Genomic DNA, 25,938 nt, shown 5'->3' on the forward strand with positions numbered 1-25,938 from the left:
ACCTGGCTCACCGGACCCGTCAATAACGCGTCAATGCGGCGTAGGGGCGCGTCAAGAGGCTGTCAGGCACCGCTTCGGGGCGTCGCCGCGGACGGATGCTTCCTGCGATCGCGGTCGCCGACGGGGTGACCGCAACGCGAGAGGGGAACGGCGCGTCATGGCCGACCTGGCCTACGCCGTGCTGGTCATCGGCGTCTTCGGACTACTGGCACTCATGGTGCGTGGATTGGAGCGGCTGTGAACGGGGCCGGTGTGGTGGCGAACGTCCTCGGCGGCGTGCTCGCCCTGCTGTTGCTCGTCTACCTGTTCGTCGCCCTGATCAAGCCGGAGAAGTTCTGACATGAACGACACTGTTGCCGGCCTGCTCCAGGTCGCGCTGCTGCTCGCCGCGCTGGCCGCGGTGTACAAGCCGTTCGGCGACTACATGGCCAGGGCGTACCTGAGCACCAGGCACTGGCGCGTGGAACGCGCGCTGTACAAGGTGGTTCGCGTCGACGCGGAGTCCGACCAGCGCTGGAGCACGTACGCCTACGGCGTGATCGGCTTCTCCTTCGTCTCGGTGGTCGTGCTGTACCTGTTGCAGCGGCTCCAGACCGTGCTGCCGCTGGGGCTGGGCCGGCCGGAGATCGTCCCGTCGGTCGCCTTCAACACCGCGATCAGCTTCGTCACCAACACCAACTGGCAGTCCTACGTGCCGGAGCAGGCCTACGGCCACCTCGTGCAGATGGCCGGCCTGACCGTGCAGAACTTCGTGTCGGCGGCGATCGGCATGTGTGTCGCGGTCGCGCTGATCCGCGGCTTCATGCGCGCCGGCACCGATCGCATCGGCAACCTGTGGGTGGACCTGACCCGCACGGTGATCCGGATCCTGCTGCCGGTCGCGTTCGTGTTCGCGATCGTCCTGATGGGACTCGGCGTGGTGGACAGCCTCTCCGGCGGCATCACGGTGACCGGTGTGGACGGCGCGCAGCACACCATCGCGCTGGCCCCGGCGGCCAGCCAGGAAGCCATCAAGGAACTCGGCACCAACGGCGGCGGCATCCTCAACGCCAACTCGGCGCACCCGTTGGAGAACCCCAACGCCTGGACCAACCTCATCGAGATCTTCCTGCTGCTGGTGATCCCGGTCAGCCTCACCCGGACCTTCGGCGTGATGGTGGCGGACCGCAAGCAGGGCTACACCATCCTGTCGGTGATGGCGTTCCTGTGGGCGGCCATGCTCGCGGTGATCTGGTGGGCCGAGGCGCACCCGAACGGCCCGGCGGCGCTGCTCGCGGGTTCCGCCCTGGAGGGCAAGGAAACCAGGTTCGGCATCCCCGGATCCGCGCTGTTCGCCGACTCCACGACCGGCACGTCCACCGGCGCGGTCAACTCCGCGCACGACAGCTTCACCGGCCTCGGCGGCGGCGGCGCGATGCTGAACATGCTGTTCAGCGAGATCTCGCCCGGCGGCACCGGCACCGGTATCTACAGCATCCTCGTGTTCGCCATCATCGCCGTGTTCCTCGCCGGCCTGATGGTCGGCCGCACGCCCGAGTACCTGGGCAAGAAGCTGGGGCGCAAGGAAGTCACCATGGCGTCGATCGCCATGCTGGCCATGCCCACCCTGGTGCTGGTGCTCGCCGGCATCGCGGTCGTGCTGCCCGCCACCGGCGCGGCACTGACCAATCCCGGCGCGCACGGCCTGTCCGAGGTCCTCTACGCGTACGCCTCGGCGTCCAACAACAACGGCAGCGCCTTCGGCGGCCTGACCGTGACCAGCGACTGGTTCCAGTCCACGCTGGGCGTCGCGATGGCCCTGGGCCGGTTCATCCCGATCCTCGCCGTGCTCTGCCTCGCCGGCGGCCTCGCGGCCCAGAAGAAGATCCCGCCGTCGGCGGGCACGCTGCCCACCAGCGGACCGCTGTTCGCGTCCATGGTGGCCGGCACCGTACTCCTCGTCGCCGCGCTGACCTTCGTGCCGGCGCTCGCGCTCGGCCCCATCGCGGAGGCGATGTCATGACCACGACCACTGATTCCCAGCAGCGCACCGTGGAGGAGGTGGACCGCCACCACGCGGAGAACCTCGGCCGCAAGCTCCAGGCCGGCGCGTTCAACCCCCGCCAGCTGCTGAGCTCGCTGCCCGAGGCGCTGCGCAAGCTCAACCCGCGGCACCAGATGAAGAACCCGGTCATGTTCGTGGTGTGGGTCGGGTCGGCACTGTCCACAGTGTTCGCCGTCACCCAGCCGTCGGTGTTCTCCATCGTGGCCACGCTGTGGCTGTGGTTCACGGTGTTGTTCGCGAACCTGGCCGAGGCCGTCGCCGAGGGGCGCGGCAAGGCGCAGGCGGAGTCCTTGCGGCGTACGAAGAAGGAGTCCATCGCGCGCCGGCTCCGTGAGGACGGCAGCGAAGAAAGGGTGCCTGGCACCGAGCTCACCATCGGCGACCTGGTGGTCGTCGAGGCGGGCGAGGTCATCCCCGGCGACGGCGACGTCGTCGAGGGCATCGCCACCGTCGACGAGTCGGCCATCACCGGCGAGTCGGCCCCGGTCATCCGCGAGTCCGGCGGCGACCGGTCGGCGGTCACCGGCGGCACGACCGTGCTGTCCGACCGGATCGTCGTGAAGATCACGACCCGGCCGGGCGAGTCCTTCGTGGACCGGATGATCGCCCTGGTGGAGGGCGCCTCCCGGCAGAAGACGCCGAACGAGATCGCGCTGACCATCCTGCTCGCGGTGCTGACCATCATCTTCCTGCTGGCGGTCGTCGCGTTGCAGCCGATGGCGATCTACTCCGGCAGCCAGCAGTCGGTGATCGTGCTGACGGCGCTGCTGGTGTGCCTGATCCCGACGACGATCGGCGCGCTGCTGTCGGCGATCGGCATCGCCGGCATGGACCGGCTGGTGCAGCGCAACGTGCTCGCCATGTCCGGGCGTGCCGTCGAGGCCGCCGGCGACGTCGACACGCTGCTGCTGGACAAGACCGGCACCATCACCTTCGGCAACCGCCGCGCCACCGAGCTGATCCCGGTCGGATCGTCCACGAGGGACGAACTGGCCGCCTCGGCCCGGCTGTCCAGCCTCGCCGACGGCACGCCCGAGGGCCGCAGCATCGTCGAGCTGTGCGCAGGAGAGTTCGGCCTGCCGGCCGAGCCGAACAACGCCGAGAAGTCGGCGGAGTTCGTGCCGTTCACCGCGCAGACCCGGATGTCGGGCATCGACATCGACGGTCGGCAGGTGCGCAAGGGCGCGGCCAGCGCCGTGCGGGCCTGGGTCACCGAGCACAACGGCACCGTCCCCGACGAGGTGCACGAGGTCGTCGACCGGATCAGCGGCGAGGGCGGCACGCCGCTGGTCTGCGCCGAACTCGCGGGCGGCGTCGCGGTGGTGCGCGGCGTGATCCGATTGTCCGATGTGGTCAAGCCCGGCATGAAGGAGCGCTTCGACGAGCTGCGCGCCATGGGCATCAAGACCGTGATGATCACCGGCGACAACCCGCTGACCGCGCGGGCCATCGCCGCCGAGGCCGGCGTCGACGACTTCCTGGCCGAGGCCAAGCCCGAGGACAAGATGGCCCTGATCCGCCAGGAGCAGGAGGGCGGCAAGCTGGTCGCGATGACCGGCGACGGCACCAACGACGCCCCGGCGCTGGCCCAGGCCGACGTCGGCGTGGCGATGAACACCGGCACGTCGGCCGCCAAGGAGGCCGGCAACATGGTCGACCTCGACTCGGACCCGACCAAGCTGATCGAGATCGTGGAGATCGGCAAGCAGTTGCTGATCACCCGCGGCGCGCTGACCACCTTCAGCATCGCCAACGACCTGGCCAAGTACTTCGCCATCCTGCCGGCCATGTTCGCCGCGATCTACCCGGGCCTGGGGCGGCTGAACATCATGCACCTGGCCACCCCGACCTCGGCGATCCTGTCCGCGGTCATCTTCAACGCGCTGATCATCGTGCTGCTGATCCCGCTGGCCCTGCGGGGCGTGCGGTACCGGCCGTCCAGCGCGTCCAGCCTGCTGCGCCGGAACCTGCTGATCTACGGCATCGGCGGCATCGTCACGCCGTTCCTCGGCATCTGGCTCATCGATCTCGTGATCCGTCTCATCCCTGGAATCGGGTGATCTGTCGTGCGTTCAGGACTGCTCAAGCAGACCGCCGCCGGGCTGCGGATGGTGCTGCTGCTCACGGTGGTGCTCGGACTGGCGTATCCGCTGCTGGTGTGGGGGATCGGCCAGATCCCGGGGCTGTCGGCGCAGGCCGGCGGCTCGATCGTGTCGGTGGACGGCAAGCCGGTGGGGTCCTCGCTGATCGGGCTCAACCCGGTGGCCAAGGACCCGAACAACGACCCGTACTTCCACACCCGGCCGTCGGCGACCGCGTCGGACTTCTCCGCCACCGATGACACCAAGCTCGGCCTGGCCGACAACGACGCGGCGACCTCGGCCCCGTCCAACCTGTCGGCGGACAACCCGGTGCTGGTGGCGCAGATCAAGGCGCGCAGGGAGGCCGTCGCCAAGCGTGAGGGCGTGTCGGTGGACCAGGTGCCGCCCGACGCGGTGACCGCGTCCGGCTCGGGCCTGGACCCGGCGATCAGCCCGGCCTACGCCCAGCTCCAGATCGCGCGGGTGGCGCGGGTGAACGGGCTGTCGGTGGAGCAGGTGACCAGGATCGTCCAGGACAACACCAGCGGCCGGGGCGCCGGCTTCCTGGGCGAGCCGGGTGTGAACGTGCTCGCGGTGAACCTGGCCGTGCAGGCGGCGAAGCACTGACCAGGGCAGACTGAGCGACGTGCAACCGGAGACACCGCGGCGCGGCGAGCTGCGCATCTACCTCGGGGCGGCGCCGGGGGTCGGCAAGACCTTCGCGATGCTCGGGGAGGCGCGCCGCCGCGCCGACCGCGGCACCGACGTGGTCGTCGGCCTCGTCGAGACGCACGGCCGCGAGAAGACCGCCGAGCTGCTGGACGGCCTGGAGGTCGTGCCGCGCCGACACCTGACCCACCGGGGCCTCGAGTTCGAGGAGATGGACGTCGACGCGATCCTGGCCCGCGGGCCGGAGGTCGCGCTCGTCGACGAGCTGGCACACACCAACGTGCCCGGCTCGCGCAACGACAAGCGCTGGCAGGACATCGAGGAGCTGCTGGACGCCGGCATCGACGTGCTGTCCACGGTCAACGTGCAGCACCTGGAGAGCCTGAACGACGTGGTCGAGCGGATCACCGGCGTGGCCCAGCACGAGACGGTGCCCGACCAGTTCGTGCGCTCCGCCGAGCAGATCGAGCTGGTCGACATCACGCCGGAGGCGCTTCGCCGCCGGCTCGCGCACGGCAACGTCTACCCGGCCCGCAAGATCGACGCCGCCCTGGGCAACTACTTCCGGGTCGGCAACCTGACCGCGCTGCGGGAGCTGGCGCTGCTGTGGGTCGCCGACCAGGTGGACGTGGCGCTCCAGCGGTACCGGTCCGAGCAGCAGATCACCGAGACCTGGGAGACGCGGGAGCGGGTGGTCGTGGCGATCACCGCCGGGCCGGAGAGCGAGACCCTGATCCGGCGCGCCCGGCGGATCGCCACCCGGGCCGGCGCCGAGCTGCTCGTGCTGCACATCCTGCGCGGCGACGGGCTGGCCGGCGCGCCCGCCGACAAGGTGGCCAAGTACCGGCGGCTGGCCGACGACGTCGGCGCGACCTTCCACACCGTCGTCGGCGACGACGTGCCGACCGCGCTGCTGGACTTCGCCCGCGGCGTGAACGCCACCCAGCTGGTGCTCGGCACGTCCAGGCGGTCGAAGGTCGCGCGGCTGTTCGAGGAGGGCATCGGCGCGACCGTGGTGCAGGAGTCGGGGCCGATCGACGTGCACATGGTCACCCACAGCGAGGCCCGGCGGGGCTTCAAGTGGAAGTGGGGCCGCAGCCCGCTGACGCCGCAGCGGAAGATCCTCGGCTGGGTGCTCGCCCTGCTGCTGCCGTTCCTGGCCACCGCCATCGGCTCGCTGCTGCACGGCACCGTGACCGTGTCCACCGACACCGTGGACTACTTCCTCGCCACGGTGATCGTGGCGCTGGTCGGCGGTATCGGTCCCGCCGTCGTCGCCGCCGCGTTGTCGGCCGGGCTGCTGAACTTCTTCTTCACGCCGCCGCTGTACTCGCTGACCATCGCCGACGGCGAGAACGTGATCACCCTGATCGCCATGGTGATCGTCGCCGTGATGGTGGCGCTGGTCGTGGACCGGGCCGCGCGGCGGGCCGAGCAGGCGGCGCGGGCCCGTACCGAGGCGGCGCTGCTGGCGTCGTACGCGCGGACCGTTTTGACGAGCCCGTACCCGCTCGTGCGGCTGCTGGAGAAGGTCCGGGAGAACTTCGGGCTCATGTCCGTGGCGTTGTTGGAGCACCGGCACGGCAGGTGGGAGCGCGTGGCGTGCGTCGGGCCCACCCCGTGCGACGACCCCGATGAGGCCGATGTGGACGTTCCCGTGACGCCAGAGGTGCACCTGGCGTTGCGGGGCAAGGCTTTGGAGGCCGCCGACCGGCGGGCGCTGGAGGCCGCCGCCGGGCAGGCGCTGCTCGCCCTGCGGCAGCAGCGGATGGCCGCGCAGACCGCCGACGCCCAGCGTCGGGCCGAGACCACCGAGCTGCGGACCGCCCTGCTGTCCGCCGTCGGCCACGACCTTCGCACGCCGCTGACCTCGATCAAGGCCGCCGCCGGCAGCCTGCGCGACCCCGAGCTGAATCTGTCCACTGAGGACACCGGCGAGCTGCTGGCCACCGTCGAGGAGTCCGCCGACCGGCTCGCCGGCCTCGTCGACAACCTGCTCGACTCGTCCCGGATCGCCACCGGCGCCGTGCAGCCGCAGCTGCGGTCGGTCGCGTACTACGAGATCGTCGCCCGGGCCTTGTCCGGCATCGACGACCGGCGCGAGGTGCTCGTCGACGTCGACGAGCGGCTGCCCCAGGTGCTGGCCGATCCCGGGCTGCTCGAACGGGTGGTCGCCAACGTGATCGACAACGCCTTGCGCCACGGCAGGTCCGGGAGCAGCGTGAACGGCGAGCCCGCCGTCGAGGTCCGGGCCAGCGCGCACGCCTCGCAGGTGGAGCTGCGGGTCGTGGACCGGGGTCGGGGCCTGCCCAAGAACACCGGCGACGCGCTGTTCCAGCCGTTCCAGCGGCTGGGGGACCGGGACGCGACCAGCGGGGTCGGACTGGGGTTGAGCGTGGCGAGGGGATTCACCGAGGCCATGGGCGGCACCATCAGTGCCGAGGACACGCCCGGCGGCGGCCTGACCGTGGTGATCTCGTTGCCGGCCAAGGAGGAACACTCGTGACCGAGCTTGCGAGGGCACCATTTGGCACAGTGACCTCGGTCGCAGATGCGACGAGCGCTAGCGAGGAGGGTCTGTGACCAAGGTGCTGGTTGTCGACGACGAACCGCAGATCGTGCGGGCCCTGCGGATCAACCTGTCCGCTCGGGGCTATCAGGTCCTCACCGCCCACGACGGCGTCAGCGCCCTGCGCGCCGCCGCCGAGACCAAGCCGGACGTGGTCGTGCTCGACCTGGGGCTGCCCGACCTGGACGGCACCGAGGTCATCGCCGGGCTGCGGGGCTGGACCACCGTGCCCATCCTCGTGCTCTCCGCCCGTACCGACTCGTCCGACAAGGTCGAGGCCCTCGACGCCGGCGCCGACGACTACGTCACCAAGCCCTTCGGCATGGACGAGCTCCTGGCGCGCCTGCGGGCCGCCGTCCGCCGCTCCACCGCCTCCTCCGCGGACGGCGAGGAGGCCGTCGTCGAGACCGCGTCGTTCACCGTCGACCTGGCCGCCAAGAAGGTGCACCGCAACGGCGAGGAGGTTCACCTCACCCCGACCGAGTGGGGCGTCCTGGAGGTCCTCGCCCGCAACCGTGGCCGTCTCGTCGCCCAGAAGCAGTTGCTCCAGGACGTATGGGGGCCGCAGTACGCGACCGAGTCGCACTATCTCCGCGTGTACCTGGCGCAGTTGCGCCGCAAGCTGGAGCCCGAACCCTCGCGCCCCCGCCACCTGCTCACCGAACCCGGCATGGGCTACCGCTTCGAGGTCTGAGCTGTGCCGAACGGGTTGAGCAGCTTGACGCCCGTCGACTCCACGTCGGCCGTGTTGCGCGTGACCAGAGTCCAGTCCTTGACCAGCGCTGTGGCCGCGAGCAGACCATCGACGACCGGCAGCCGGTCCGGCACGTTCAACCTGCCCCACTCCTCGGCGATCTCGGTGGTGATCGGCACGATGCGATCGCCGTACACGGTCGTCAGCTGCCGAAGCCAGCGGTCGAAGACGTCCGCCTGCGCGGCATCCCGGCGGGCGAGCCGATCGACGCCCTGACGAATCTCGCCGATCACCAGCAGACTGACGAACAGTTCGCTCGCCCGCACCGTCGCGAACCATTCCAGCACACCGGGATCCGGTTGCTTCTTGCGGATTTCCGACAGCACGTTCGTGTCGAGAAGTTGACTCACAGGTCGGCGCCGAAGTCGACGTCGCGCGCGGGCTCGCTCGACCGATGGATCTCCAGTTCGTCCAGCTGGGGCGCGGAGAGCAGGAAGTCCTTGAAATCCTCGGTCCGGTCGCCCTTGAGCCTGCGGTACTCCGCGATGTCGATGACGACGGCGACCTCCTCACCGTGCCTGGTCACGAACTGCGGCCCATCGACCTCGACGAACCTGATCAGCTCGCTGAACCGCTGTTTGGCCGCCTGGAGCTGCCAGTGACGACTCACCTCGGCCTCCCTGGTCTGTCCAGGCAGACCGGATTGCAGCGGAGTTGGCGCGACGACGAAGGGAACCACTGTCCGTCCTCGATGTGTGATCGGAAACGCTGAGATTCATGGGTTCCATGCGGCCATCGGCCTGCGTGATCGACTGGGTGTACGCCTCGTGATCAAGCGAGTACTTTCAGCTACATCGACCCTGTACCGCCGAACGGACCTGTGGGTCGTGGAGTGACGCCGGATGGGCGATCGACAACGCTCGGTCATCAAGTTGAGCAGACTACGACCTTTACAAATGGTGACAACTTGTCCCGTTTGCTGACACAACTTCACCCGTTCGGACGCAAACTCCACGGTTAGAGTGCGTAACAACTGCGGTGCGTACACCTATGTTCTACGTGATCGTGCGAGAGGTGCGGCCACCCCCAGGATCGCGGCCGCTACCCCAGCCTCTCGCGGGGAGGAGTTGGCCATGAGCTCACCAGAGGGCCACGAGGTGTCATGTCTCGGGTTCGGCAAGAAGCGCCGGGCCCTGCGCGTGTGGTCTGCTGGCGACAAGGTGGTGCTGCAGGCGCCCCCGGGCGAGGTCGCCTTCCTGTCCGAGGAGGAGGTCGACCTGGTCATCTCCGCCTTGTTGGAGGCCCGCAAGCAGGCCAGGCAGACCGGCGCCCAGTGGATCGCGAGCAGCGGCGGCGCCGCCTGAGGACTCATCACCTGATCCGGTGATGTGCGGGATCCGGGTCGGCCGTCCGCCAGCGGTCGGCCCGGCATTCCCGCGTTCGGATCGCGTCAGGGTTGTCGGCGCCACCGTCCGATTCCGTTGACGCGTGCCTACCCTCGATCGGGTGGGCAAGGTCAAGCACCGTCGGCTCGACCAGCTGGCCGACCTGTGTCGGCAGGTCGGCGACGCCATGCAACGCGCGAGTGTCGCGCTGCTCGACGCCGATCGGGCGATGGCGGAGAAGGTCATCTCGGGGGACGCCGCACTGGCCCGGGCGCGTGCCGCCTGCGAGGAACAGCTGCTGGTGACGACCGATCTCCGCGTGGTTCTGACGGCCGTGCACGCCGTCGACACCCTGGAACGCATGGGCGAACTCGCGCTGCACATCGCGCGGGCGGCCCGGCGGCGCCACCCGGCGCACGTGCTGCCGGACGAGCTGCGCGCGCCGTTCGCGGACATGGGCCAGCTGGCGATCACCCTTGCCAACACGGCAGAACAGGTCATCCGCACCGGCGACCCGCAGCTGCTCGACTTCCTCGACGACAGCGACGACATCATGGACGACCTGCACCGCGCGGTGTTCACGGCCGTCACGCGCGAGAACTGGCCGCACGGTGTTGCGACAGCAGTGGACGCGACCGTGCTGAGCCAGAACTACGAGCGCTTCGCCGACCATGCGGTGTCGCTGGCCCGCCGCACGAGCGCCATTGCCCGCGGCGAGCTCGCCGCGTGATCAGCCAGCCGGGGGTGGCGGCTTTTCCGACGACGTGGTCGTGGTGGTCGTCGTGGTTGTGGTCGTCGTAGTCGTTGTGGTGGTCGTCGTGTGAGGGGGCGGCGACGACGGGCTGTCGGTGCCGGGCTGCGTGATCGGACCGCCCTCGGGCGGGTTGCTGCCGGGCTGCGTCGTCGTGGTGGTCGCCTTCACGGCCTTGTTGGTCGTGGTCACCGTCGTCGACGAGCTGCTGGGCGACGAGCTGGTGGTGTCGCCGCTGCCGGTGGTGGTGCCGTTGGCGTCCGTCGTCTGCGTCGAGCCGCCGAACTGCTGCGAGGCCGGATCCACGTTCTGGTGCTGGGACTGGGGGGACGCGCCCTGGCCGGCCGCCATCGTGGCGACGGAGGCGAACGCGGTCGCCACCACGACCCCGGCCGCGGCCATCACGACCTTGGCCGACTGCCGCGGCGCACCGCTTCGCTTGGGCGGGCTCACCAGCGCCCGCTCGGGCTCACTCACGTGACCTCCTCGTTACCGCCCCGGCCAGAGAATACGGGTCGTGTCGGCGTTTGCGAAAAGCACTCAGTACGAGCGTCACGCGACCGGGTGAAGTGGCTCAACTCCACTCGGTTACCTGCCGAAGTCCTGTACCCAGTACCACCCTTTGGTGGTCACGCCGATCCCGATCGTGGTGAAGCTGCAGTCGAGGATGTTGCGGCGGTGCCCGTCGGAGTGCATCCAGCCGTCCATCACGGCGTCCGCGCTGGTGTAGCCCTCGGCGATGTTCTCGCCACCCGGGTTGGGGTAGCCGGCCGCCTGCTCGCGGTCGACGAAGGACCGTCCGTCCTGCGAGGTGTGCGAGAAGTAGCTGTGCGCGGCCATGTCGTCGCTGTGGCCCTGGGCCGCCGCGTCGAGGCGCTTGTCCTCGGTGAGCGGCTGGCAGCCGTTGCTCGCGCGGGCCTGGTTGACGAGATCCAGCACGCGCGCGGCCGGTCCGTTGTCGACCGGCGCCGGCTTGCTGGTCGTCGTGGTGGTCGGCGCCGCGCTGGTGCTCGACGGCGCGGCCGAGGTGGTCGTGGTGGTGCTGGTCGCCGTGGTCGTGCTGGTGGTCGTCGGCGCGCTGCTGGACGTGGTGTCCGCGGGCGCGTCGGTGGCGACGGGGCGGTTGTTGAGCTCATGGCCGGCGGCGCTGCCGAGCTGCTGCGTCGTGCTGGTGGACGCGGTCAGCGGGCTCGCCTCGCCGAGGAGCACTCCGGTCAGGGTCGCGGGACCGACGGCGACCGACGCGGCGCCGGCGCACGCGGCGCCGAGGGTCAGTCCGACGAGCATGCCGGCGGTGGCCGGTCGTCTGCTGCGGGGGCTCACGGCGGGCGACCGTACCACTAATGGGTGACACCCGTGCGGGCGAACGGGTGCCGGGGAAGGGCCGTTCCGCCTTCACCCCAGGTCAGCGGGGGCGGGCCCGACCGTGGTGGATCATTGCCAGATGACAGAAGACGCGGTGCGCCTCACCGCCTGGGTGCACGGGCGGGTGCAGGGCGTCGGCTTCCGGTGGTGGACCCGGAGCCGGGCGCTGGAGCTGGGCCTGGACGGCGCGGCCACCAATCTCGCCGACGGCCGCGTGCAGGTCGTGGCCGAGGGACCGCGGTCGATCTGCGAGAAGTTGCTCGCCGCGTTGAACTCGGGTGACACCCCTGGACGTGTGGACTTGGTCGTCGAGAGATGGTCGGAGGCCAGGGGTGTCCAAAAAGGTTTTGAGGAACGCTGAACCGCCGGGGACCCGCCCCCGTATTGGACGTTCGTGGGTCAGAGCGCGAAGCGTAGTGACGAGTTGGCACGGCAGCTGTACGGCCGCTACCGGCGGCCGCTACTCGGCTACGTGTTGCGAGCCGTGCGAGGCGACTACCAGTACGCCGAGGACATCGTGCAAGAGACGTTGTTGCGCGCGTGGAAGCACTCAGACTCGCTGGAACCCGAGCAGGCCGGCCCGTGGCTGTACACGGTCGCCCGCAACCTCATCATCTCCGGCCACCGCCGCAAGGAGGCCCGAGCACCTGAGGTTCCGCTGGAGACCGATGAGCTCCCGTCGGGCTCCGACGAACTGGATCACGTATTGCAGGCCTGGCAGATTGCCGAGGCGATGCGGTCGCTCAGTCATGACCATCGCCAGGTCATCGTGGAGCTGTACTACTGCCGTCGGACGGTGTCCGAGGCTGCAACCGTGTTGGGCGTCCCCGCGGGCACGGTCAAGTCGCGCTGCTTCTACGCGTTGCGCGCGCTTCGGGGAGCGTTGGAGGAGCGGGGGGTGACCGAGCTATGAGTTGCCAGCACTCAGTATCCCTTGGCGTCTACGTGCTTGGCTCCCTCGAACCGGGGGAGCGCTCGCAGATGGAGCGCCATCTCGCCGGATGTCCGTTCTGCCAGCAGGAACTGGTGCGGTTCTCACCGCTGCCGGGCCTGCTGGGGCGGATCTCCTTGGCAGACTTGGAGGACATCGACGGGTTCGACCTGGACCCGGCCTCGCTCGGCCCGCCGGGCGATCCAGGCCTGACCGACCACCTCGACATGAGCAACGTGCAGCTGCCCGAGCATCCGTCCATGCCGCTGCCCCGGCCGCGGCCGCTCAACCCGGGCATGGGACGGGCGCCGGAGCCGAACCTGGGGCGTCACCTGGTGCCGCCGGTGCCGGAGCAGCCGCGACCGCCGCAGCGGCCGGCCGCCCCGGCCGCCAAGGCCCCGCAGCGGCCGGAACCGCCGGCGCCGCAGTCCAAGGGGCCGGCCAACCGGCGGCGCAAGGACACCGATCGCAAGACCAGTCGGCGCAACTTCCTTGCCATGGCGGCGATCCTGGTCGCGGCGGTGGGTCTGAGCGCGGTGTTCGTGCAGCGCTCGCTGTCCAGCACGCCGGACGTGGCCCAGCCGACCGCGGTGTGGCAGTCCACCGACGCGACCAGCAAGGTGACCGCGGCCGCGGCCCTCACCAGCAAGGGCTGGGGCACGCAGGTGAGCCTGAGCGTGTCCAACCTGCCCGCCGGCCAGGTGTGCCAGCTGGTGGTGCACAACAAGAACGGGCAGACCCAGAGCGCCGGCTGGTGGCGCAACGGCAACGAGAGCGACAGCCAGGTGCCGGTGGCGACCTCCTACGCCATCGGGGAGATCGACCGGATGGACGTGGTGACGATGGACCACAAGCTGCTGGTGGACATCACGCCGAAGGCCTGATATCGCAGGAGAAAGGGCCGGCCCGCACGCGGGCCGGCCCTTTCGACGCGGTGTCAGAGCGCGGGCACCAGCCGCACGTCGTCGGCGTTGACGAACTCGACGCGGTGTCCGTACTGGATCTCGTAGTAGCGCAGCTTGCCCACCACCGGCTTGTTCTTCGTGCCGGTCGGGTCGTACACCGTCGGCAGGTACTCGGCCGGCGCGACGCCGCCGAACACGTAGAACTGCCCGGCCGACAGCGTGTACGGCTGCGGCACGATCGGCTGCGGCGTCGCACCCACCGGGTAGGCCGAGGCCTCCGGGTAGGCGCGGCCGTAGACCGGCACGGATGCCTTGCCGTCCTTGGGAGTCACGACGAAGCCGGCCGCGAAGACGGCGTCGCGGGCGTGGAACCAGCCCTTCTGGCCGAGGTACCAGATGGCCACCCAGTCGCCCTGCCGGTCGGCGATCGCGTACTGCTGGCCGGTGGCCACCCGGCTGCCGACGTCGTTGACGTCCATGGTCTGCGGCGTGCCGCCCGGGTGCAGGCCGATGTCGCCCAGCAGCGGCGAGTCGTCGCTGGGCTGTGAGTGCAGGATCACCTCGCTGGAACCCCTTGCCGGGCAAGGCGTTCCGGCGGTGGTGCAGCCGGTGAACGGCACGTTGTTGGACGCCATGTCCGGCCGGACCGTCAGCATGCCGAACGCCGGGATCGGCAGCGACGGGAACCGCGGCGCGCCCAGCAGGTCGAAGTAGTGGTCCCAGTCCCAGTACGGGCCGGGATCCGTGTGCTGGCCCGGAATGTACGGCCCGGTGATGCCGGGAACGTTGTCGTGGCCCAGGATGTGCTGCCGGTTGAGCGGAATCTGGTACTTGGCGGCCAGGTAGCGGACCAGCTTCGCCGACGAGCGGTACATCGCCTCGGTGTACCAGCCGGACTGGGCCAGGAAGCCCTCGTGCTCGATGCCGATGGAGCGGGAGTTGATGTACCAGTTGCCGGCGTGCCAGGCCACGTCCTTGGCCAGCACGTGCTGGTCGACGTGCCCGTCCTGGGACCGGATGGTGTAGTTCCAGCTGACGTAGGTGGGGTCCTGGATCAGCTTGAGCGTGGTGTCCCAGCTGCCCTCGGTGTCGTGGATGACGATGTAGTCGATCTTCTGTGTGGCCGGCCGGTCGGACGTGTCGTGGTTGCCGTAGTCGTCCGGGCCCGGGCCGTACTGGGCGTACGCGGCCGGGTCGAGCTCGCAGGCCAGGCGCGCCGGGCACTCCGCGCCGTTGGAGGAGGTCGGCGTCAGGTGCAGGTCGGCCAGCTGGCCGGTGTTCGCCTGCACGGCGTCGGGACTCAGCGTGACGAGCTGGCCGTCGTCTGTGGTCCGCGTCTCACCCTGCTGGATGGTCTCGAACACCTCGTCGGCGAAGTCGCGCGCGGAGCCTTCGTCGGTGGCGCCGCTGTACTTCGCCACCGCGGCGTACCAGTCGCCGATGCTGTCACCCTGAGGGTGCAACTGCTTCTGGTACGAAGAGAGCAGTGCCGCGCCGGCGCGGATGTTCTGCGCGGGGTCGCTGCGCACGGCTGCCGCGGTGGTGCCGGCGAGCTGCGCGGCCTGCTGGACGGTCTGGAGCGCCGCCGCCGGCACTCCAGCGGGGGCGGGCGCAGGGTGCAGCGTCGGGCGGCTGTCGTCACCGCGGGCGTCGCTCTGGTCGAACTCGGTGCTCTTGACGGTGTCGGCGGTCGCGAAATCGGTGAGGTGCATGGGGCCGTAACCGGCGGCCACGCTGGGCGTGCCGGCGTAGGTGTTCCACTGCGACTCCATGTACGACACGCCGAGCAGCACCTGCGCCGGCACGCCGAACTCGGCGGCCGCGGCGGCGTACTGCTGCTGTCTGTCGGAGGTCTGGGGCGTTGCGGCGGGGGCCGTGCCGGCGAGCGGCAGCAGCAGCGCTACGCTGGCCGCGGTCGCCATCACGGCGGGGATTCTGGGCATGGCGGGGCTCTCCTGGGTAGCCGGAACACTGCATACCGTGACCCCGGCCGCCGTGGCCGTCAAGAACTGACACACAAAAGGCCCGTCTCAGTTCCTTTTTCACCATTCGGCCCAGCGTGCGACTGGTGCGGCCGTACGGCGGGTACCCTCACGCGATAACCCGGCCGGAACCATCTACCGACAAGGCGTTGACGTGCACCTGAAGAGCCTGACGCTGAAGGGCTTCAAGTCCTTCGCCTCGGCGACGACGCTGCGCCTGGAGCCGGGTATCACCTGTGTCGTCGGCCCGAACGGGTCGGGCAAGTCGAACGTGCTGGACGCGCTGCGCTGGGTGATGGGCGAGGGCAGCGCCAAGGGCCTGCGCGGCGGCAAGATGGAGGACGTCATCTTCGCCGGCACGGCCGGCCGCGCGCCGCTGGGCCGCGCCGAGGTGACGCTGACCATCGACAACTCCGACGGCGCGCTGCCCATCGACTACACCGAGGTGTCGATCACCCGCCGGATGTTCCGCGAGGGCGCCACCGAGTACGAGATCAACGGCAACTCCTGCCGGCTGCTGGACATCCAGGAGCTGCTGTCCGACTCCGGCATCGGCCGCGAGATGCACGTCATCGTCGGCCAGGGCCAGCTGGCGGCGATCCTGGAGTCCAAGCCCGAGGAGCGCCGCGCCTTCGTCGAGGAGGCCGCCGGCGTCCTCAAGCACCGCAAGCGCAAGGAGAAGGCGCTCCGCAAGCTGGACGCCATGCAGGCCAACCTGACCCGGTTGACCGACCTGACCGCGGAGCTGCGGCGTCAGCTCAAGCCGCTGGGCAAGCAGGCCGAGATCGCCCGCAAGGCGCAGGCCGTGCAGGCCGAGCTGCGCGACTCCCGGCTCCGCCTGTACGCCGACGACCTGGTCACCCAGCGCGGCGAGCTGCACCGCGACGAGGCCGACGAGGCGGCGGCGCGGGCCCGGCGCACCGAGGTGGAGCAGCTGCTCCAGCTGGCCACGGCCAAGCAGTCCGAGCTGGAGCAGTTGGTCGCCGAGGACGCGCCCGTGCTCCAGCAGGCCCAGGACACCTGGTACCGGCTGTCGGCGCTGGAGGAGCGGCTGCGCGGCACCGTGCGGCTGGCCATGGAGCGCGCCCGGCACCTGTCGGCCGCGCCCGAGGCGTCCCGCGGTGGCCGCGACCCGGAGGAGCTGGAGGCCGAGGCCGAGCAGACCGCCGAGCGTGAGGCCGAGCTGAACGAGGCCGTCACCGAGGCCCGGATCGTGCTGGCCGAGAGCTCCGAGCGGCGCGCCGAGCTGGAGCGCATGGTCACCGCCGCCGAGAAGGCGCATCTGGCCGCGGTGCGGCTGATCGCCGACCGGCGCGAGGGCCTGGCCCGGCTGACCGGCCAGGTGGAGGCGTTGCGCAGCAAGAACAACGCGTCCGCGGAGGAGATCGAGCGGCTGTCCACCTCGCTGGCCGAGGCCGGCGAACGGGCCGAGATCGCCCGCGTCGAGCTGGCCGAGCAGCAGGAGGTCACCGGCACCGAGGACGAGGGCGACGTCGGCCTGGACGACCGGCACCAGCAGGCCGTCGAGGCCGAGAAGGTGGCCCGCGCCCGGGTCGAGGAGCTGGTCAAGGCCGAGCGGTCCGCCGACAAGGAGATCTCGTCCTGGAAGGCGCGCGTGGACGCGCTGTCGCTGGGGCTGACCCGCAAGGACGGCGCGGGCGCGCTGCTCGCCGCCGGCGATCGGCTGCCGGGCCTGCTCGGCTCCGTCGCCGCGCTGCTGACCGTCGAGGCCGGCGCCGAGGTCGCCCTCGCGGCAGCCTTGGGTCCGGTCGCCGACGCCATCGCCGTCGGCGGCGGTTCGGACGCCATCGCCGCCTTGCAACTGCTTCGCACGTCCGACTCCGGCCGGGCAGGGTTGCTCATCGGCTCCGGCGGGCCGTTGCCTGATCGTTCGACCTGGCCGTCGCTGCCGCCAGGCGCGCGGTGGGCCGTCGATCTCGTACGGGCCCCGGAGGCGCTGCGGCCGGCGGTGGAGCGGGCTCTGGAGAAGCTGGCCGTCGTCGACGACCTCGCCGCCGCGCAGTCACTCGTCGCGCTCGGGCTGCGCGCCGCCACCCGCGAGGGTGACGTGCTCGGCGCCGACTGGGCGATCGGCGGCTCGGGGCGTGCGCAGAGCACCATCGAGGTGCAGGCCGCCGTGGACGAGGCGCAGGACAAGCTGGGTGCCGCCGAGCGGGCGCTGGAGCACGCGAGCGCCGCGCTGGCCGGCGCCCGTGCCGAGCAGCAGACCCGCCGGGACGAGGTCGGCGAGCTCAAGGAGCAGCTGAACGAGGCCAAGGTCCGGCGGGCCCGGTCCGGCGAGCGGATCAACCGGCTCAAGCAGGCGGTGCGGTCGGCCGAGGCCGAGGTGGAGCGGATCGGCGCCCAGCGGGTGAAGCTGGAGCAGGCCCGCGAGGACGCCGTCGGCAAGCTCGCGGAGTTGGAGGAGCGGCTCGCGGCCGTGCAGGAGGAGGCCGTCGAGGAGGAGCCGGACACGGCCGAGCGCGACGAGGCGGCCAACCAGCTCCACCACGCCCGGCAGGCCGAGATGGACGCCCGGCTGTCGCTGCGGACCGCCGAGGAGCGGGCGCGGGCGTTGCAGGGCAAGGCCGAGCAGCTGCGCCGGGCCGCCCGGGCCGAGCGGGAGGCCCGTGAACGGGCCGAGCGGGCCCGTGCCGCGCGGGTGCGTGGCGCGGCCGTCGCCAATGCCGTTGTGTCCGGCGGTGAAACCGCCCTGGAGCGGATCGCGCTGTCGCTGCACCGCGCCGCCGCCGACCGGGATGCCGCACAGGCCCGCCGCGCCGACCGCGAGGCCGCGCTGGGCACTGTCCGCGGGCGGGTTCGGGAACTCACCACCGAGTTGGAGAAGCTCACCGACGCCGTGCACCGCGACGAGGTCGTGCGGGCCGAGCAGCGGCTGCGGCTGGAGCAGCTGGAAACCAAGATCGCCGACGACTTCGGCATCGGCCTCGACGACCTGATCAGCGAGTACGGCCCCGACGCCATGGTGCCGCCCACGCCGACCGAGCTGGCCGAGTACGAGGCCGCCAAGGAGCAGGGCGAGCAGGTCACTGCGCCGCAGCCGATGCCGTACAACCGGGACGTGCAGGCGCGGCGGGCCAAACGGGCCGAGCGCGACCTGGCCCAGCTCGGCAAGGTCAACCCGCTGGCGCTGGAGGAGTTCGCCGCGCTCGAGGAGCGCTACAAGTTCCTGTCCACACAGCTGGAGGACCTCAAGGCGACCCGCCGCGACCTGCTGACCGTGGTCAAGGAGGTCGACGACAAGATCCTCGAGGTCTTCACCGAGGCCTACTGGGACGTGGCCCGCGAGTTCGAGACCGTGTTCAAGGTGCTGTTCCCGGGCGGCGAGGGCAAGCTCGTGCTCACCGAGCCCGACGACATGCTCACCACCGGCATCGAGCTGGAGGCCCGCCCGCCCGGCAAGAAGGTCAAGCGGCTTTCCCTGCTGTCCGGCGGCGAGAAGTCCCTGGCCGCGGTGGCCATGCTGGTCGCGATCTTCCGCGCCCGCCCGTCGCCCTTCTACGTCATGGACGAGGTCGAGGCCGCGCTGGACGACACCAACCTGCGCCGGCTGATCAGCCTGTTCGAGCAGCTGCGGGAGAAGTCGCAGCTGATCATCATCACGCACCAGAAGCCGACCATGGAGATCGCCGACGCGTTGTACGGCGTGTCCATGCGCGGCGACGGCATCAGCGCGGTGATCTCGCAGCGGCTGCGCGGCGGCAAGGCGGAACGCGTGGCGGAGAAGCCGGCCGGGGCGGCGGATGTCCCCAAGGCTCCCGTCGACGTGAGCGATGCTGAGATCGCGGAGGTTCCCGTCGAGGTCAGTCCGAGCCCCGCTCAAGCCGGCGTGACCGAGGACGTCGGCGCCGAGGGCGCCGTGACCGAGGTCGATCCCGTTGCGGCGGAGGCGAATCAAGAGCCGGCGTCCGACGATATGTGAGTGCTACCCGGCGCGCTCCATCAGCGTGTCCGGCCGCAGCACCACGATTTGCTGTCGGTTGGTGGTGATCACTCCGTCGTCGCGCAGCACCCGCAACGCACGCACCACCGCCTTGCGCGAGGCGGCGATCGCCCCGGCGATGTCCTCCTGACTGAACGGGACAGTGATCGTGATGCCGTCGCCGGACGCCTTTCCGTCCTGGGCCACGAGTTCCGCCAGGAACGCGGTCAGCCGCTGGGCGACCGTGCTGCCGCCGAACTCGCTGCGCCGCTGGCTCGCGCTGCGCAGCCGCGCGCAGACGACCTTCAGCACCGCGTGCGCGATCGCCGGATTGCCGCCCAGGATGGCGTTGAACTTGGCCGGTGGGATGCGCAGCACCTGTAGGCCGTCGATGGCCACCACGGTCGCCGACCGCGGCTTGTTGTCGATGGCCGACATCTCACCGATGATGTCGCCGGGTCTTCGCACGGCCAGTACCGACTCGTAGCCGGTTGGCGAGATCGCGACGACCTTTGCCCGGCCCGCCAACAGGATCAGCGCCGCGCCGGCGCAGTCGCCCTGGCTGAGCAGCCGGGTGCCGGCCGGGTGGTAGTGCGTCGTGCCGGCGGCCTCCAGGATTCGCCGTTCCGCCGCGGTCAGCAGGGCCCACAGCGTGCCGGAGTGGTATGCCGGGTCCATGAGCCCCTCCTGATGTCACGTTCATAACGGCCGGATGAACCAGCGCCGTGTGGGTCAGATGAGGCAGACCCCATACCGCGTCGGTGCCAGGTTGGTCGTCGCACGAGCGGGTGAATTCGATAGCCGCCGCGCACGGATCTCCACCCAGAGGGAGCACATGTTCACCAATCCGGAGTATCGACCGATGTTCGCCGTCGATGTCGAACGGTCCAGCGGCCGGGGCAACGTCGCGATGATGCGGTACCAGGAGGCGTTGTTCGCGCAGCTGCGCGAGGCGTTCGCCACCAGCCGTATCGACTGGGACGCCTGTCATCGCGAGGACCTCGGCGACGGCGTGCTTGTCATTGCCCCGCAGGGGGTCGCCAAGTCCAGCCTGATCCATCCCCTTGCCGCCGACCTCGCCGGCCGGCTGCGATCCTACAACCGCACCGCTGGCGACAGCACCAAGATCCGCATCCGGATGGCGCTGCACGCCGGGGACGTGCACGTCCAGGACGGCCGGATCGTGGGGCGCCCCCTCGAGGTGCTGGCGCGACTGCTCGACGCCCCGCCTGGTCGCGAGGCGCTGCGGGCCGCCCCTGAGTCCGCGACGGTGCTTCTCCTTGTCTCCCAACACGTCTATGAGGAGACGGTGCAGCACGGCTATCCCGGCATCGACCCCGAGACGTTCACGAAGGTGCGCTACACCGTGAAGGAGACCACCGGCGACGCCTGGCTGCACCTGCCCGGCCACCACGTCGTGGTGCCGGCCGGGTCGTCGGTCGCCGACGTGCTCGCCGGCAACCCGGCGAACGTCCAGCACAACACGGTCACCGGTTCGGGCGTGATGTTCAACAACCAGAGCGGCTCGCAGCACATCTACGGCAGGGACGCGCGATGAGCGACAACACCAACAACTTCCAGCACAACACCGCTTCCGACGGCGGCACCCAGTACAACGCTCAGGGCGACCAGTACATCTACGAGCAGGTGCTGCACCTGTTCGAGGACGGCCTGGACGCGCTGAAGCACATGCTCTATCCCAACGCGGTCGAGAAGTTCGAGGGCTTCCTCAGCACCGCTCGCGACGGCCGGGTCGACCCGGCCGAGGAGAAGATCGCGCGAGCGCACGTGTTCGCGGCGCTCGCGCTACTCAGCGCCAGCCCGCCGGCGTACTTGACACCGGAAGCCGTGCAGCGCATCAACGTGCACCTCAAGGCGGCGATGGACGTCAGTGCCGGGATGCCGGTGTACGCGCAGGCAGCCGTGTTGTGGGCGATCGTCAAGGAGGACTACTACGAGGCCGACGGCATGCCCGCGCCCGCGCCGGCGGCGAGCGAGCTGCGTCGGCACGTCGGCGACCTCACGCCGGACGAGGCGGCGCCTCTCGCGCGGCATCTGGCCCCGGCCCGCGGTGGGACCTGGCGGGCGCTGAGCGCGCGGGTCCGGGAACTCGGCCTGGAGATCCAGCAGGAAACGCCGTTCGAGGAGACGCGCCGGGTGGAGCCCGGCCGCGCGGCCGCCGTCAAGAAGTACTTCACGCCGGTCCCGGACAAGAAGGACCAGGTCGGCCCGGCGATGCTCCTGTTCGGGGCGGCGCTGGCGGCCATCGTCGGGTTCATCATCGGTGGCTTCGGGATCGTGCTGGGTCTGGTCGGCGCCTTCTTCCTGGCCCGGCCCGGCGTGCGCGGCTACCTGGCGTACCAGGAGTACCTGCGCAAGTACGCCGAGGCCATGCCGAAGGTGCCGGACCCGACGATGGACAAGTGGCTGGCCGAGGACGTCGACTACATCAAGAAGAAGGCGGCCCGGCGGCTGCGCCTCAACGCCCGGCTCAAGCAGGACTCCGGCGACCTCGTGGTGCCAGAGCAGGTGGTCGTCGGCTTCCCCAGCTCCGCGTCCGGCGCCAACCACAAGATCCGGGTCCGACGCGGTGACGACGGCGACCTGCGGGCCAACGCCTACGACGTGCTGATCCTGTTGCTGACCGACGGTCTGGTCAGCTCGTACGGCTGCCGGCTCGACTTCGAGACCGGCAACATCGTCTACGACCACACGCAGGAGTACCACTACAGAGACATCGTGGGCATCTCGTCGGTGTCCAAGCCGATGGCCCGGGAGATCTCCGAGCACGTGGAGCTGATCGGCGGGGTGACCGGGGACTTCTCGGTGGCCAAGCTGTTCAGCCTGTCGGTGACCAGCGGCGAGTCGCTGACCGTGGAGACCGGCTACAGCGGGACCGTGCAGGACGCCAACGGCAACGTCGCCTGGGCCGGCAACGCTCACGCGCTCAACATCATCCAGCGCATGGTCCGCGCCCGCCACGCCGCCAGCTGACCCGTTCCCCGCCACGATCCACACGCGGAAGGACGCCTTGCCCTCGTTCACCGCGGGTAAGGCGTCCTTTCCCGCGTTCGGGCACCTTTGTCGGCCTGAGAGGGGCCTGTCTGCGCTCGGTGTGGAGGAAAGTCCCGTTCACGCCGGTCGGGATCGGATATCTGGGAGGTTTCGGGCGCGGTGGGGGAGGCGAGCGAACCTCGGTGGCCGTGGGGGCGTAGGCAGCCCAATACGATCGGGAGCCGAGGAGGGAGCCGATGAGCGTGGGCATGCGGTTCCGCCTGCTGGGCCCGGTCGAACTGGTGCGCGACGGCGAGCCGGTCGCGGTCCGGGCCGGCAAGCACCGGATCGTGCTGGCGACCCTGCTGCTGCACACCGGCCGGACGGTCGGCGCGCAGGAGCTGATCGACAACCTGTGGGACGAGGATCCTCCGGACGGCGCCCGCACGACGTTGCGCGCGTACGTGATGCGGCTGCGGCAGGCGATCGGCGTGCCCGACCTGATCACCACGGTCACCGACGGCTACCGGGTGGACGTGCCGCCGGACGACGTGGACGCGGGCCGCTTCGACCGGCTGCTGGCGATGGCCCGCACGGCGCAGCCGGCGCGGGTGATCGACCTGCTGGCCGAGGCGCTCGAGCTGTGGCGCGGCCCGGCGCTGGCGGACGTGCCGAGCGCGCGGCTGCGGCAGAACGAGGCGGCGGCGCTGGACGAGCGCCGCTTACAGGCGGCGGAACTGCGGATGGACGCGCAGCTCCGGCTGGGCCGGCACCACGAGCTGATCACCGAGCTGCGTGCGCTGACCACGGCGAATCCGCTGCGGGAGCGGTACTGGGCGCAGCTGATGCTGGCGCTGTACCGCTCGGACCGGCAGGCCGAGGCGCTGACGATCTATCACCAGGTGCGCCGGCTGCTCGCGGACGAGCTGGCGGTGGAGCCCACCGACGAGCTGCGCGACCTGCACCAGTCGATCCTGACCAGCGACCCGAAGCTGGCCCCGCCGGAGCCGAGCATCAGCTCGCAGGCGCCGGTGTTCCGGATGCCGCCGCACAGCGGCGAGTTCGTCGGCCGTGACACGGAACTGTCCCGGTTGACGGCGTTGCTGGCGCCGGCGGAGCTGGACCTGGCGGTGCCGGTGGTGACGGTGTCGGGCCCGTCGGGGGTCGGCAAGACGGCGCTAGCGGTGCAGGCGGCGATCGAGCTGCGTCCCCGCTTCCCGGACGGCCAGCTGTTCGTGCACCTGCGCGGCCAGGCGCCGGCGCATCCGCTCACGCCGGCCGCGGTGCTGCCTCGCCTGCTCCGGGCGCTCGGGGTGACGGCGAAGCAGATTCCCGCCGACGAAGACGAGCAGATCTCGCTGTACCGCTCGCAGCTGGCCGGCAAGCGGGTCCTGCTGGTGCTCGACAACGCCGTCACGCCGGATCAGGTGCGACCGCTGTTGCCCGGCGAGCCGGGCTGCGCCGTCCTGATCACCAGCCGGAACGCCCTGCGCGGCCTGATCGTGTTGCAGGGCGCGAGCCCGCTGAGTATGGATGTGTTGGCCGCCAACGACTCCCGGGCGCTGCTGGCCACGATGCTGGGCGAACGGGCGGTGCGCGCCGAGCCGGAGGCCGTCGCGGATCTGGCCACGCTGTGCGCGCATCTGCCGCTGGCGCTGCGGATCGCCGCCGGCACCGTCACGACGGACATCGCCGACTACGCGCGCCAGCTCCGCAAGGGCAGCCTGATTGCGGCGCTCGCCGTGGAGAGCGACGAGGAAGCGGCGGTGCACGCGACCTTCGACCTCGCGTACGAGGCGTTGCCGCCCGAGGCCAGGCGGATGCTGCGGCTGCTGGGGCTCACGCCGATCCTCGACTTCGGCGTCCTCGCGGCCGCGGCACTCACGGGCATCGGCAGGCACGAGGCGGAGCAGTTGCTGGGTGTCCTGAACCGGGCGCACCTGATCGAGCAGCACCAGCCGAGCCGGTACCACCTGCCCGACATGGTCCGTCGCCACGCGGCCGCCCGCGCCGACGCGGAGGAGCGCGAGCCGGCTCTGATCCGGCTGCGCGACAGCTACTTGCACACGGCGGCCAGCAACGTCGAGCTGCTCGGCCTCGCGCCGCCGTTCGACATCGGGCTGCCGCCGGTCGCGGCCGGCGCGCCGATCTGTCGTACGGGAACTCGGGACGTGGCGGCCAACTGGCTCGGCGACGAGCGGGCGACCCTGGTCGCGCTGGTGCTCGACGCCGCCGACGCCGGCCTGCCGATGGGCTGGCGGCTCGCGGTGGTGATCAGCCGTTTCCTCGTCACCAACCGGCATACCGCCGACGCCGTGGTGACGGCCCAGGCGGCCCGGCGGCTGGCCGCACAGCTCGGCGACGTCTTCGGTGAGGCCGCCGCGAACTACTGCCTGGCGCTGGCACACGACGACCTCGGCCAGACCCGGCCGGCGCTCGACCACCTGGAGCAGGCCGTCGAGCTGTTCCGGGAGACCGGGTCGACGGCCGGCGAGGCGGCGGCGCTCAGCGCGCTGGCGGCCACCCACGCCGAGTTGGGCGTCACGGGCCGGGCCGCGCCGAACGCCACCGACGCGCTGTCGCTGGCCCGCGCCGCCGGCGCCACCGAGACCGAGGCCAAGACCCTGTCCCGGCTCGGCTACATCTACTTCGACCTCGGCCACTTCGACGAGTCGCTGGCGTTCCTGGTGCAGGCGCTGGAGTGCTACCGGCAGATCCCCCAGCGGACCGGCGAGGCGCTTGTGCGCAACAACATGGCCAACACCTACCGCGAGCTCGGCCGGTACGAGGAGGCGATCGCCGAGATGACCGAGTCGCTGCGGATCCGCCACGAGCTGGGCGGGGAGGACGAATACGACGTGCTGGACACGTGTGCGTCCGTGCACCTGGACCTGGGCCAGTACGATCTGGCCCGGAGCGAGGCCGAGGAGTCGCACGCGCTGGCGGTCCGCGCCGGCGCGCGCGGCGCGACCGTCAACGCCCTGAACACGTTGGGCGCGCTCGAACTCGCTGTCGGCCGGCCGGAGTTCGCTCTGCGCCGGCACGGCGAGGCGCTCCAGCTCAGCCGCGGCATCGGGTTCGGCAGCGGTGAGCTTCAGGCACAACTCGGCCTGGCCGCGACGTTGCTGGCCGCGGGTGAGCTGTCCTCGGCGTTCGAGCACGCTCGGCAGGCGCTGGACATCGGCGACGCGGCGACGATGCGCTGCGCCGAGGCGGCCACGCTGCACGTGATGGCCGAGATCGAGTTGGCCACGGGGGAATCGGGCCCGGCCGTCGGGCGCGCCGAGGCGGCGGTGGCGCTGGCCGCGCGGACGGGTCAGCGTCTCGTCGAGGGCAGGTCGCTGCTCACGGCGGGTAGGGGGCACCGGGCGCTGGGCGCGACCGGGGCGGCCAGGCGGGCATGGGAACGGGCGTCCGAGGTGCTGGAGGCGCTCGGGGTGCCGGAGGCGGGGGCGGCCGCCGACCTGCTTCGTGGTGACGGAGCGTGAGTGCGAGCGGCGGTGGATTCCGGCCGCCGGGGGCGGCGGCGCGCGCTCGTCTGCGGGAGAATACGGGGCTCAGCCTTCGCGGGTCGCCATGTTCGGTCGCCTCCTCCGGCTACGTCGGACGTACGGCCGACTACGCT

General features: G+C 70.8%; 21 protein-coding genes. 15 read left to right on the top strand and 6 right to left on the bottom strand.

What is annotated here, in order from left to right:
• Positions 1 to 237: 237 nt before the first annotated feature.
• The 6 genes from kdpF to BCF44_RS33445 all read left to right on the top strand — a co-directional run bounded on the left by kdpF (position 238) and on the right by BCF44_RS33445 (position 8,057).
• The gene (gene kdpF, locus BCF44_RS33420; RefSeq protein WP_116178404.1) at positions 238 to 339 is read left to right on the top strand and encodes a K(+)-transporting ATPase subunit F; all 102 of its coding nucleotides are present in this window, start codon (positions 238 to 240) and stop codon (positions 337 to 339) included.
• Between the two features lies 1 nt (position 340).
• Positions 341 to 2,002, top strand: coding sequence for a potassium-transporting ATPase subunit KdpA (gene kdpA, locus BCF44_RS33425; protein ID WP_116178405.1), 1,662 nt, complete (start codon positions 341 to 343; stop codon positions 2,000 to 2,002).
• Positions 1,999 to 4,104, top strand: a complete 2,106-nt coding sequence (gene kdpB / locus BCF44_RS33430) for a potassium-transporting ATPase subunit KdpB (protein ID WP_116178406.1) — start codon at positions 1,999 to 2,001, stop codon at positions 4,102 to 4,104. The genes kdpA and kdpB overlap by 4 nt, the downstream gene beginning before the upstream one ends.
• A gap of 6 nt (positions 4,105 to 4,110) precedes the next feature.
• Positions 4,111 to 4,752, top strand: a complete 642-nt coding sequence (gene kdpC, locus BCF44_RS33435; protein WP_379799082.1) for a K(+)-transporting ATPase subunit C — start codon at positions 4,111 to 4,113, stop codon at positions 4,750 to 4,752.
• 19 nt (positions 4,753 to 4,771) lie between these two features.
• Positions 4,772 to 7,300 (top strand): sensor histidine kinase, encoded by a 2,529-nt coding sequence (locus BCF44_RS33440; protein WP_246015872.1) that lies wholly within the window; start codon positions 4,772 to 4,774, stop codon positions 7,298 to 7,300.
• Between the two features lie 73 nt (positions 7,301 to 7,373).
• Positions 7,374 to 8,057 carry a response regulator gene (locus tag BCF44_RS33445; RefSeq protein WP_116178408.1) on the top strand — a complete coding sequence of 228 codons (684 nt, stop codon included), beginning with the start codon at positions 7,374 to 7,376 and terminating at the stop codon, positions 8,055 to 8,057.
• Here BCF44_RS33445 and BCF44_RS33450 read toward each other — a convergent pair.
• Complete coding sequence (locus BCF44_RS33450) at positions 8,039 to 8,467, bottom strand: type II toxin-antitoxin system VapC family toxin (RefSeq protein ID WP_116178409.1); 429 nt, start codon at positions 8,465 to 8,467, stop codon at positions 8,039 to 8,041. The genes BCF44_RS33445 and BCF44_RS33450 overlap by 19 nt on opposite strands.
• The gene (locus tag BCF44_RS33455; protein ID WP_116178507.1) at positions 8,464 to 8,727 is read right to left on the bottom strand and encodes a type II toxin-antitoxin system Phd/YefM family antitoxin; all 264 of its coding nucleotides are present in this window, start codon (positions 8,725 to 8,727) and stop codon (positions 8,464 to 8,466) included. Before BCF44_RS33455 ends, BCF44_RS33450 begins: the two co-directional genes overlap by 4 nt.
• Positions 8,728 to 9,190: 463 nt before the next feature.
• On the opposite strand from BCF44_RS33455, the gene BCF44_RS33460 reads away from it, so the two are divergent.
• Together BCF44_RS33460 and BCF44_RS33465 are read left to right on the top strand one after the other, a co-directional pair.
• Positions 9,191 to 9,421, top strand: a complete 231-nt coding sequence (locus tag BCF44_RS33460; protein ID WP_116178410.1) for a hypothetical protein — start codon at positions 9,191 to 9,193, stop codon at positions 9,419 to 9,421.
• Between the two features lie 142 nt (positions 9,422 to 9,563).
• Positions 9,564 to 10,172: a phosphate signaling complex PhoU family protein gene (locus BCF44_RS33465; RefSeq protein ID WP_246015874.1), complete on the top strand. Its 609-nt coding sequence runs from the start codon at positions 9,564 to 9,566 to the stop codon at positions 10,170 to 10,172.
• Here BCF44_RS33465 and BCF44_RS33470 read toward each other — a convergent pair whose 3' ends face one another.
• Positions 10,173 to 10,670, bottom strand: a complete 498-nt coding sequence (locus BCF44_RS33470) for a hypothetical protein (protein ID WP_116178411.1) — start codon at positions 10,668 to 10,670, stop codon at positions 10,173 to 10,175.
• Between the two features lie 111 nt (positions 10,671 to 10,781).
• Positions 10,782 to 11,516: a CAP domain-containing protein gene (locus tag BCF44_RS33475; RefSeq protein WP_246015875.1), complete on the bottom strand. Its 735-nt coding sequence runs from the start codon at positions 11,514 to 11,516 to the stop codon at positions 10,782 to 10,784.
• A gap of 121 nt (positions 11,517 to 11,637) precedes the next feature.
• On the opposite strand from BCF44_RS33475, the gene BCF44_RS33480 reads away from it, so the two are divergent.
• The 3 genes from BCF44_RS33480 (at position 11,638) to BCF44_RS33490 (ending at position 13,373) form a co-directional block, all read left to right on the top strand.
• The gene (locus BCF44_RS33480; RefSeq protein ID WP_116178413.1) at positions 11,638 to 11,919 is read left to right on the top strand and encodes an acylphosphatase; all 282 of its coding nucleotides are present in this window, start codon (positions 11,638 to 11,640) and stop codon (positions 11,917 to 11,919) included.
• Positions 11,920 to 11,982: 63 nt separating this feature from the next.
• The gene (locus BCF44_RS33485; protein ID WP_246015877.1) at positions 11,983 to 12,471 is read left to right on the top strand and encodes a sigma-70 family RNA polymerase sigma factor; all 489 of its coding nucleotides are present in this window, start codon (positions 11,983 to 11,985) and stop codon (positions 12,469 to 12,471) included.
• On the top strand, positions 12,468 to 13,373 hold the full coding sequence (locus BCF44_RS33490; protein WP_116178415.1) for an anti-sigma factor: 906 nt from the start codon (positions 12,468 to 12,470) through the stop codon (positions 13,371 to 13,373). Before BCF44_RS33485 ends, BCF44_RS33490 begins: the two co-directional genes overlap by 4 nt.
• A gap of 53 nt (positions 13,374 to 13,426) precedes the next feature.
• Here BCF44_RS33490 and BCF44_RS33495 read toward each other — a convergent pair whose 3' ends face one another.
• Positions 13,427 to 15,337, bottom strand: a complete 1,911-nt coding sequence (locus BCF44_RS33495; RefSeq protein WP_116178416.1) for an N-acetylmuramoyl-L-alanine amidase — start codon at positions 15,335 to 15,337, stop codon at positions 13,427 to 13,429.
• 193 nt (positions 15,338 to 15,530) lie between these two features.
• On the opposite strand from BCF44_RS33495, the gene smc reads away from it, so the two are divergent.
• Positions 15,531 to 19,319, top strand: a complete 3,789-nt coding sequence (gene smc, locus BCF44_RS33500; RefSeq protein WP_116178417.1) for a chromosome segregation protein SMC — start codon at positions 15,531 to 15,533, stop codon at positions 19,317 to 19,319.
• Between the two features lie 3 nt (positions 19,320 to 19,322).
• Here the strand turns inward: smc and BCF44_RS33505 are convergent, their stop codons facing one another.
• Positions 19,323 to 19,997 (bottom strand): Crp/Fnr family transcriptional regulator, encoded by a 675-nt coding sequence (locus BCF44_RS33505; protein ID WP_116178418.1) that lies wholly within the window; start codon positions 19,995 to 19,997, stop codon positions 19,323 to 19,325.
• A 184-nt stretch (positions 19,998 to 20,181) separates the two neighbouring features.
• Here BCF44_RS33505 and BCF44_RS33510 point away from each other — a divergent pair, with 184 nt between their 5' ends.
• The 3 genes from BCF44_RS33510 (at position 20,182) to BCF44_RS33520 (ending at position 25,801) form a co-directional block, all read left to right on the top strand.
• The gene (locus tag BCF44_RS33510; protein WP_211353321.1) at positions 20,182 to 20,877 is read left to right on the top strand and encodes a nucleotidyl cyclase domain-containing protein; all 696 of its coding nucleotides are present in this window, start codon (positions 20,182 to 20,184) and stop codon (positions 20,875 to 20,877) included.
• Positions 20,874 to 22,313 (top strand): hypothetical protein, encoded by a 1,440-nt coding sequence (locus tag BCF44_RS33515; protein ID WP_116178420.1) that lies wholly within the window; start codon positions 20,874 to 20,876, stop codon positions 22,311 to 22,313. The genes BCF44_RS33510 and BCF44_RS33515 overlap by 4 nt, the downstream gene beginning before the upstream one ends.
• A 257-nt stretch (positions 22,314 to 22,570) precedes the next feature.
• Positions 22,571 to 25,801: an AfsR/SARP family transcriptional regulator gene (locus BCF44_RS33520; RefSeq protein ID WP_116178421.1), complete on the top strand. Its 3,231-nt coding sequence runs from the start codon at positions 22,571 to 22,573 to the stop codon at positions 25,799 to 25,801.
• The last annotated feature ends 137 nt before the right edge of the window (positions 25,802 to 25,938 follow it).

This window comes from Kutzneria buriramensis, from assembly GCF_003387475.1.
Taxonomy (GTDB): domain Bacteria; phylum Actinomycetota; class Actinomycetes; order Mycobacteriales; family Pseudonocardiaceae; genus Kutzneria; species Kutzneria buriramensis.

Coding starts and splice junctions, on each gene's coding strand:
- kdpA (WP_116178405.1), top strand. CDS start 341: ATGAACGACACTGTTGCCGGCCTGCTCCAGGTCGCGCTGCTGCTCGCC.
- kdpB (WP_116178406.1), top strand. CDS start 1,999: ATGACCACGACCACTGATTCCCAGCAGCGCACCGTGGAGGAGGTGGAC.
- BCF44_RS33460 (WP_116178410.1), top strand. CDS start 9,191: ATGAGCTCACCAGAGGGCCACGAGGTGTCATGTCTCGGGTTCGGCAAG.
- BCF44_RS33480 (WP_116178413.1), top strand. CDS start 11,638: ATGACAGAAGACGCGGTGCGCCTCACCGCCTGGGTGCACGGGCGGGTG.
- BCF44_RS33490 (WP_116178415.1), top strand. CDS start 12,468: ATGAGTTGCCAGCACTCAGTATCCCTTGGCGTCTACGTGCTTGGCTCC.
- BCF44_RS33495 (WP_116178416.1), bottom strand. CDS start 15,337: ATGCCCAGAATCCCCGCCGTGATGGCGACCGCGGCCAGCGTAGCGCTG.
- BCF44_RS33505 (WP_116178418.1), bottom strand. CDS start 19,997: ATGGACCCGGCATACCACTCCGGCACGCTGTGGGCCCTGCTGACCGCG.
- BCF44_RS33510 (WP_211353321.1), top strand. CDS start 20,182: ATGTTCGCCGTCGATGTCGAACGGTCCAGCGGCCGGGGCAACGTCGCG.
- BCF44_RS33515 (WP_116178420.1), top strand. CDS start 20,874: ATGAGCGACAACACCAACAACTTCCAGCACAACACCGCTTCCGACGGC.
- BCF44_RS33520 (WP_116178421.1), top strand. CDS start 22,571: ATGAGCGTGGGCATGCGGTTCCGCCTGCTGGGCCCGGTCGAACTGGTG.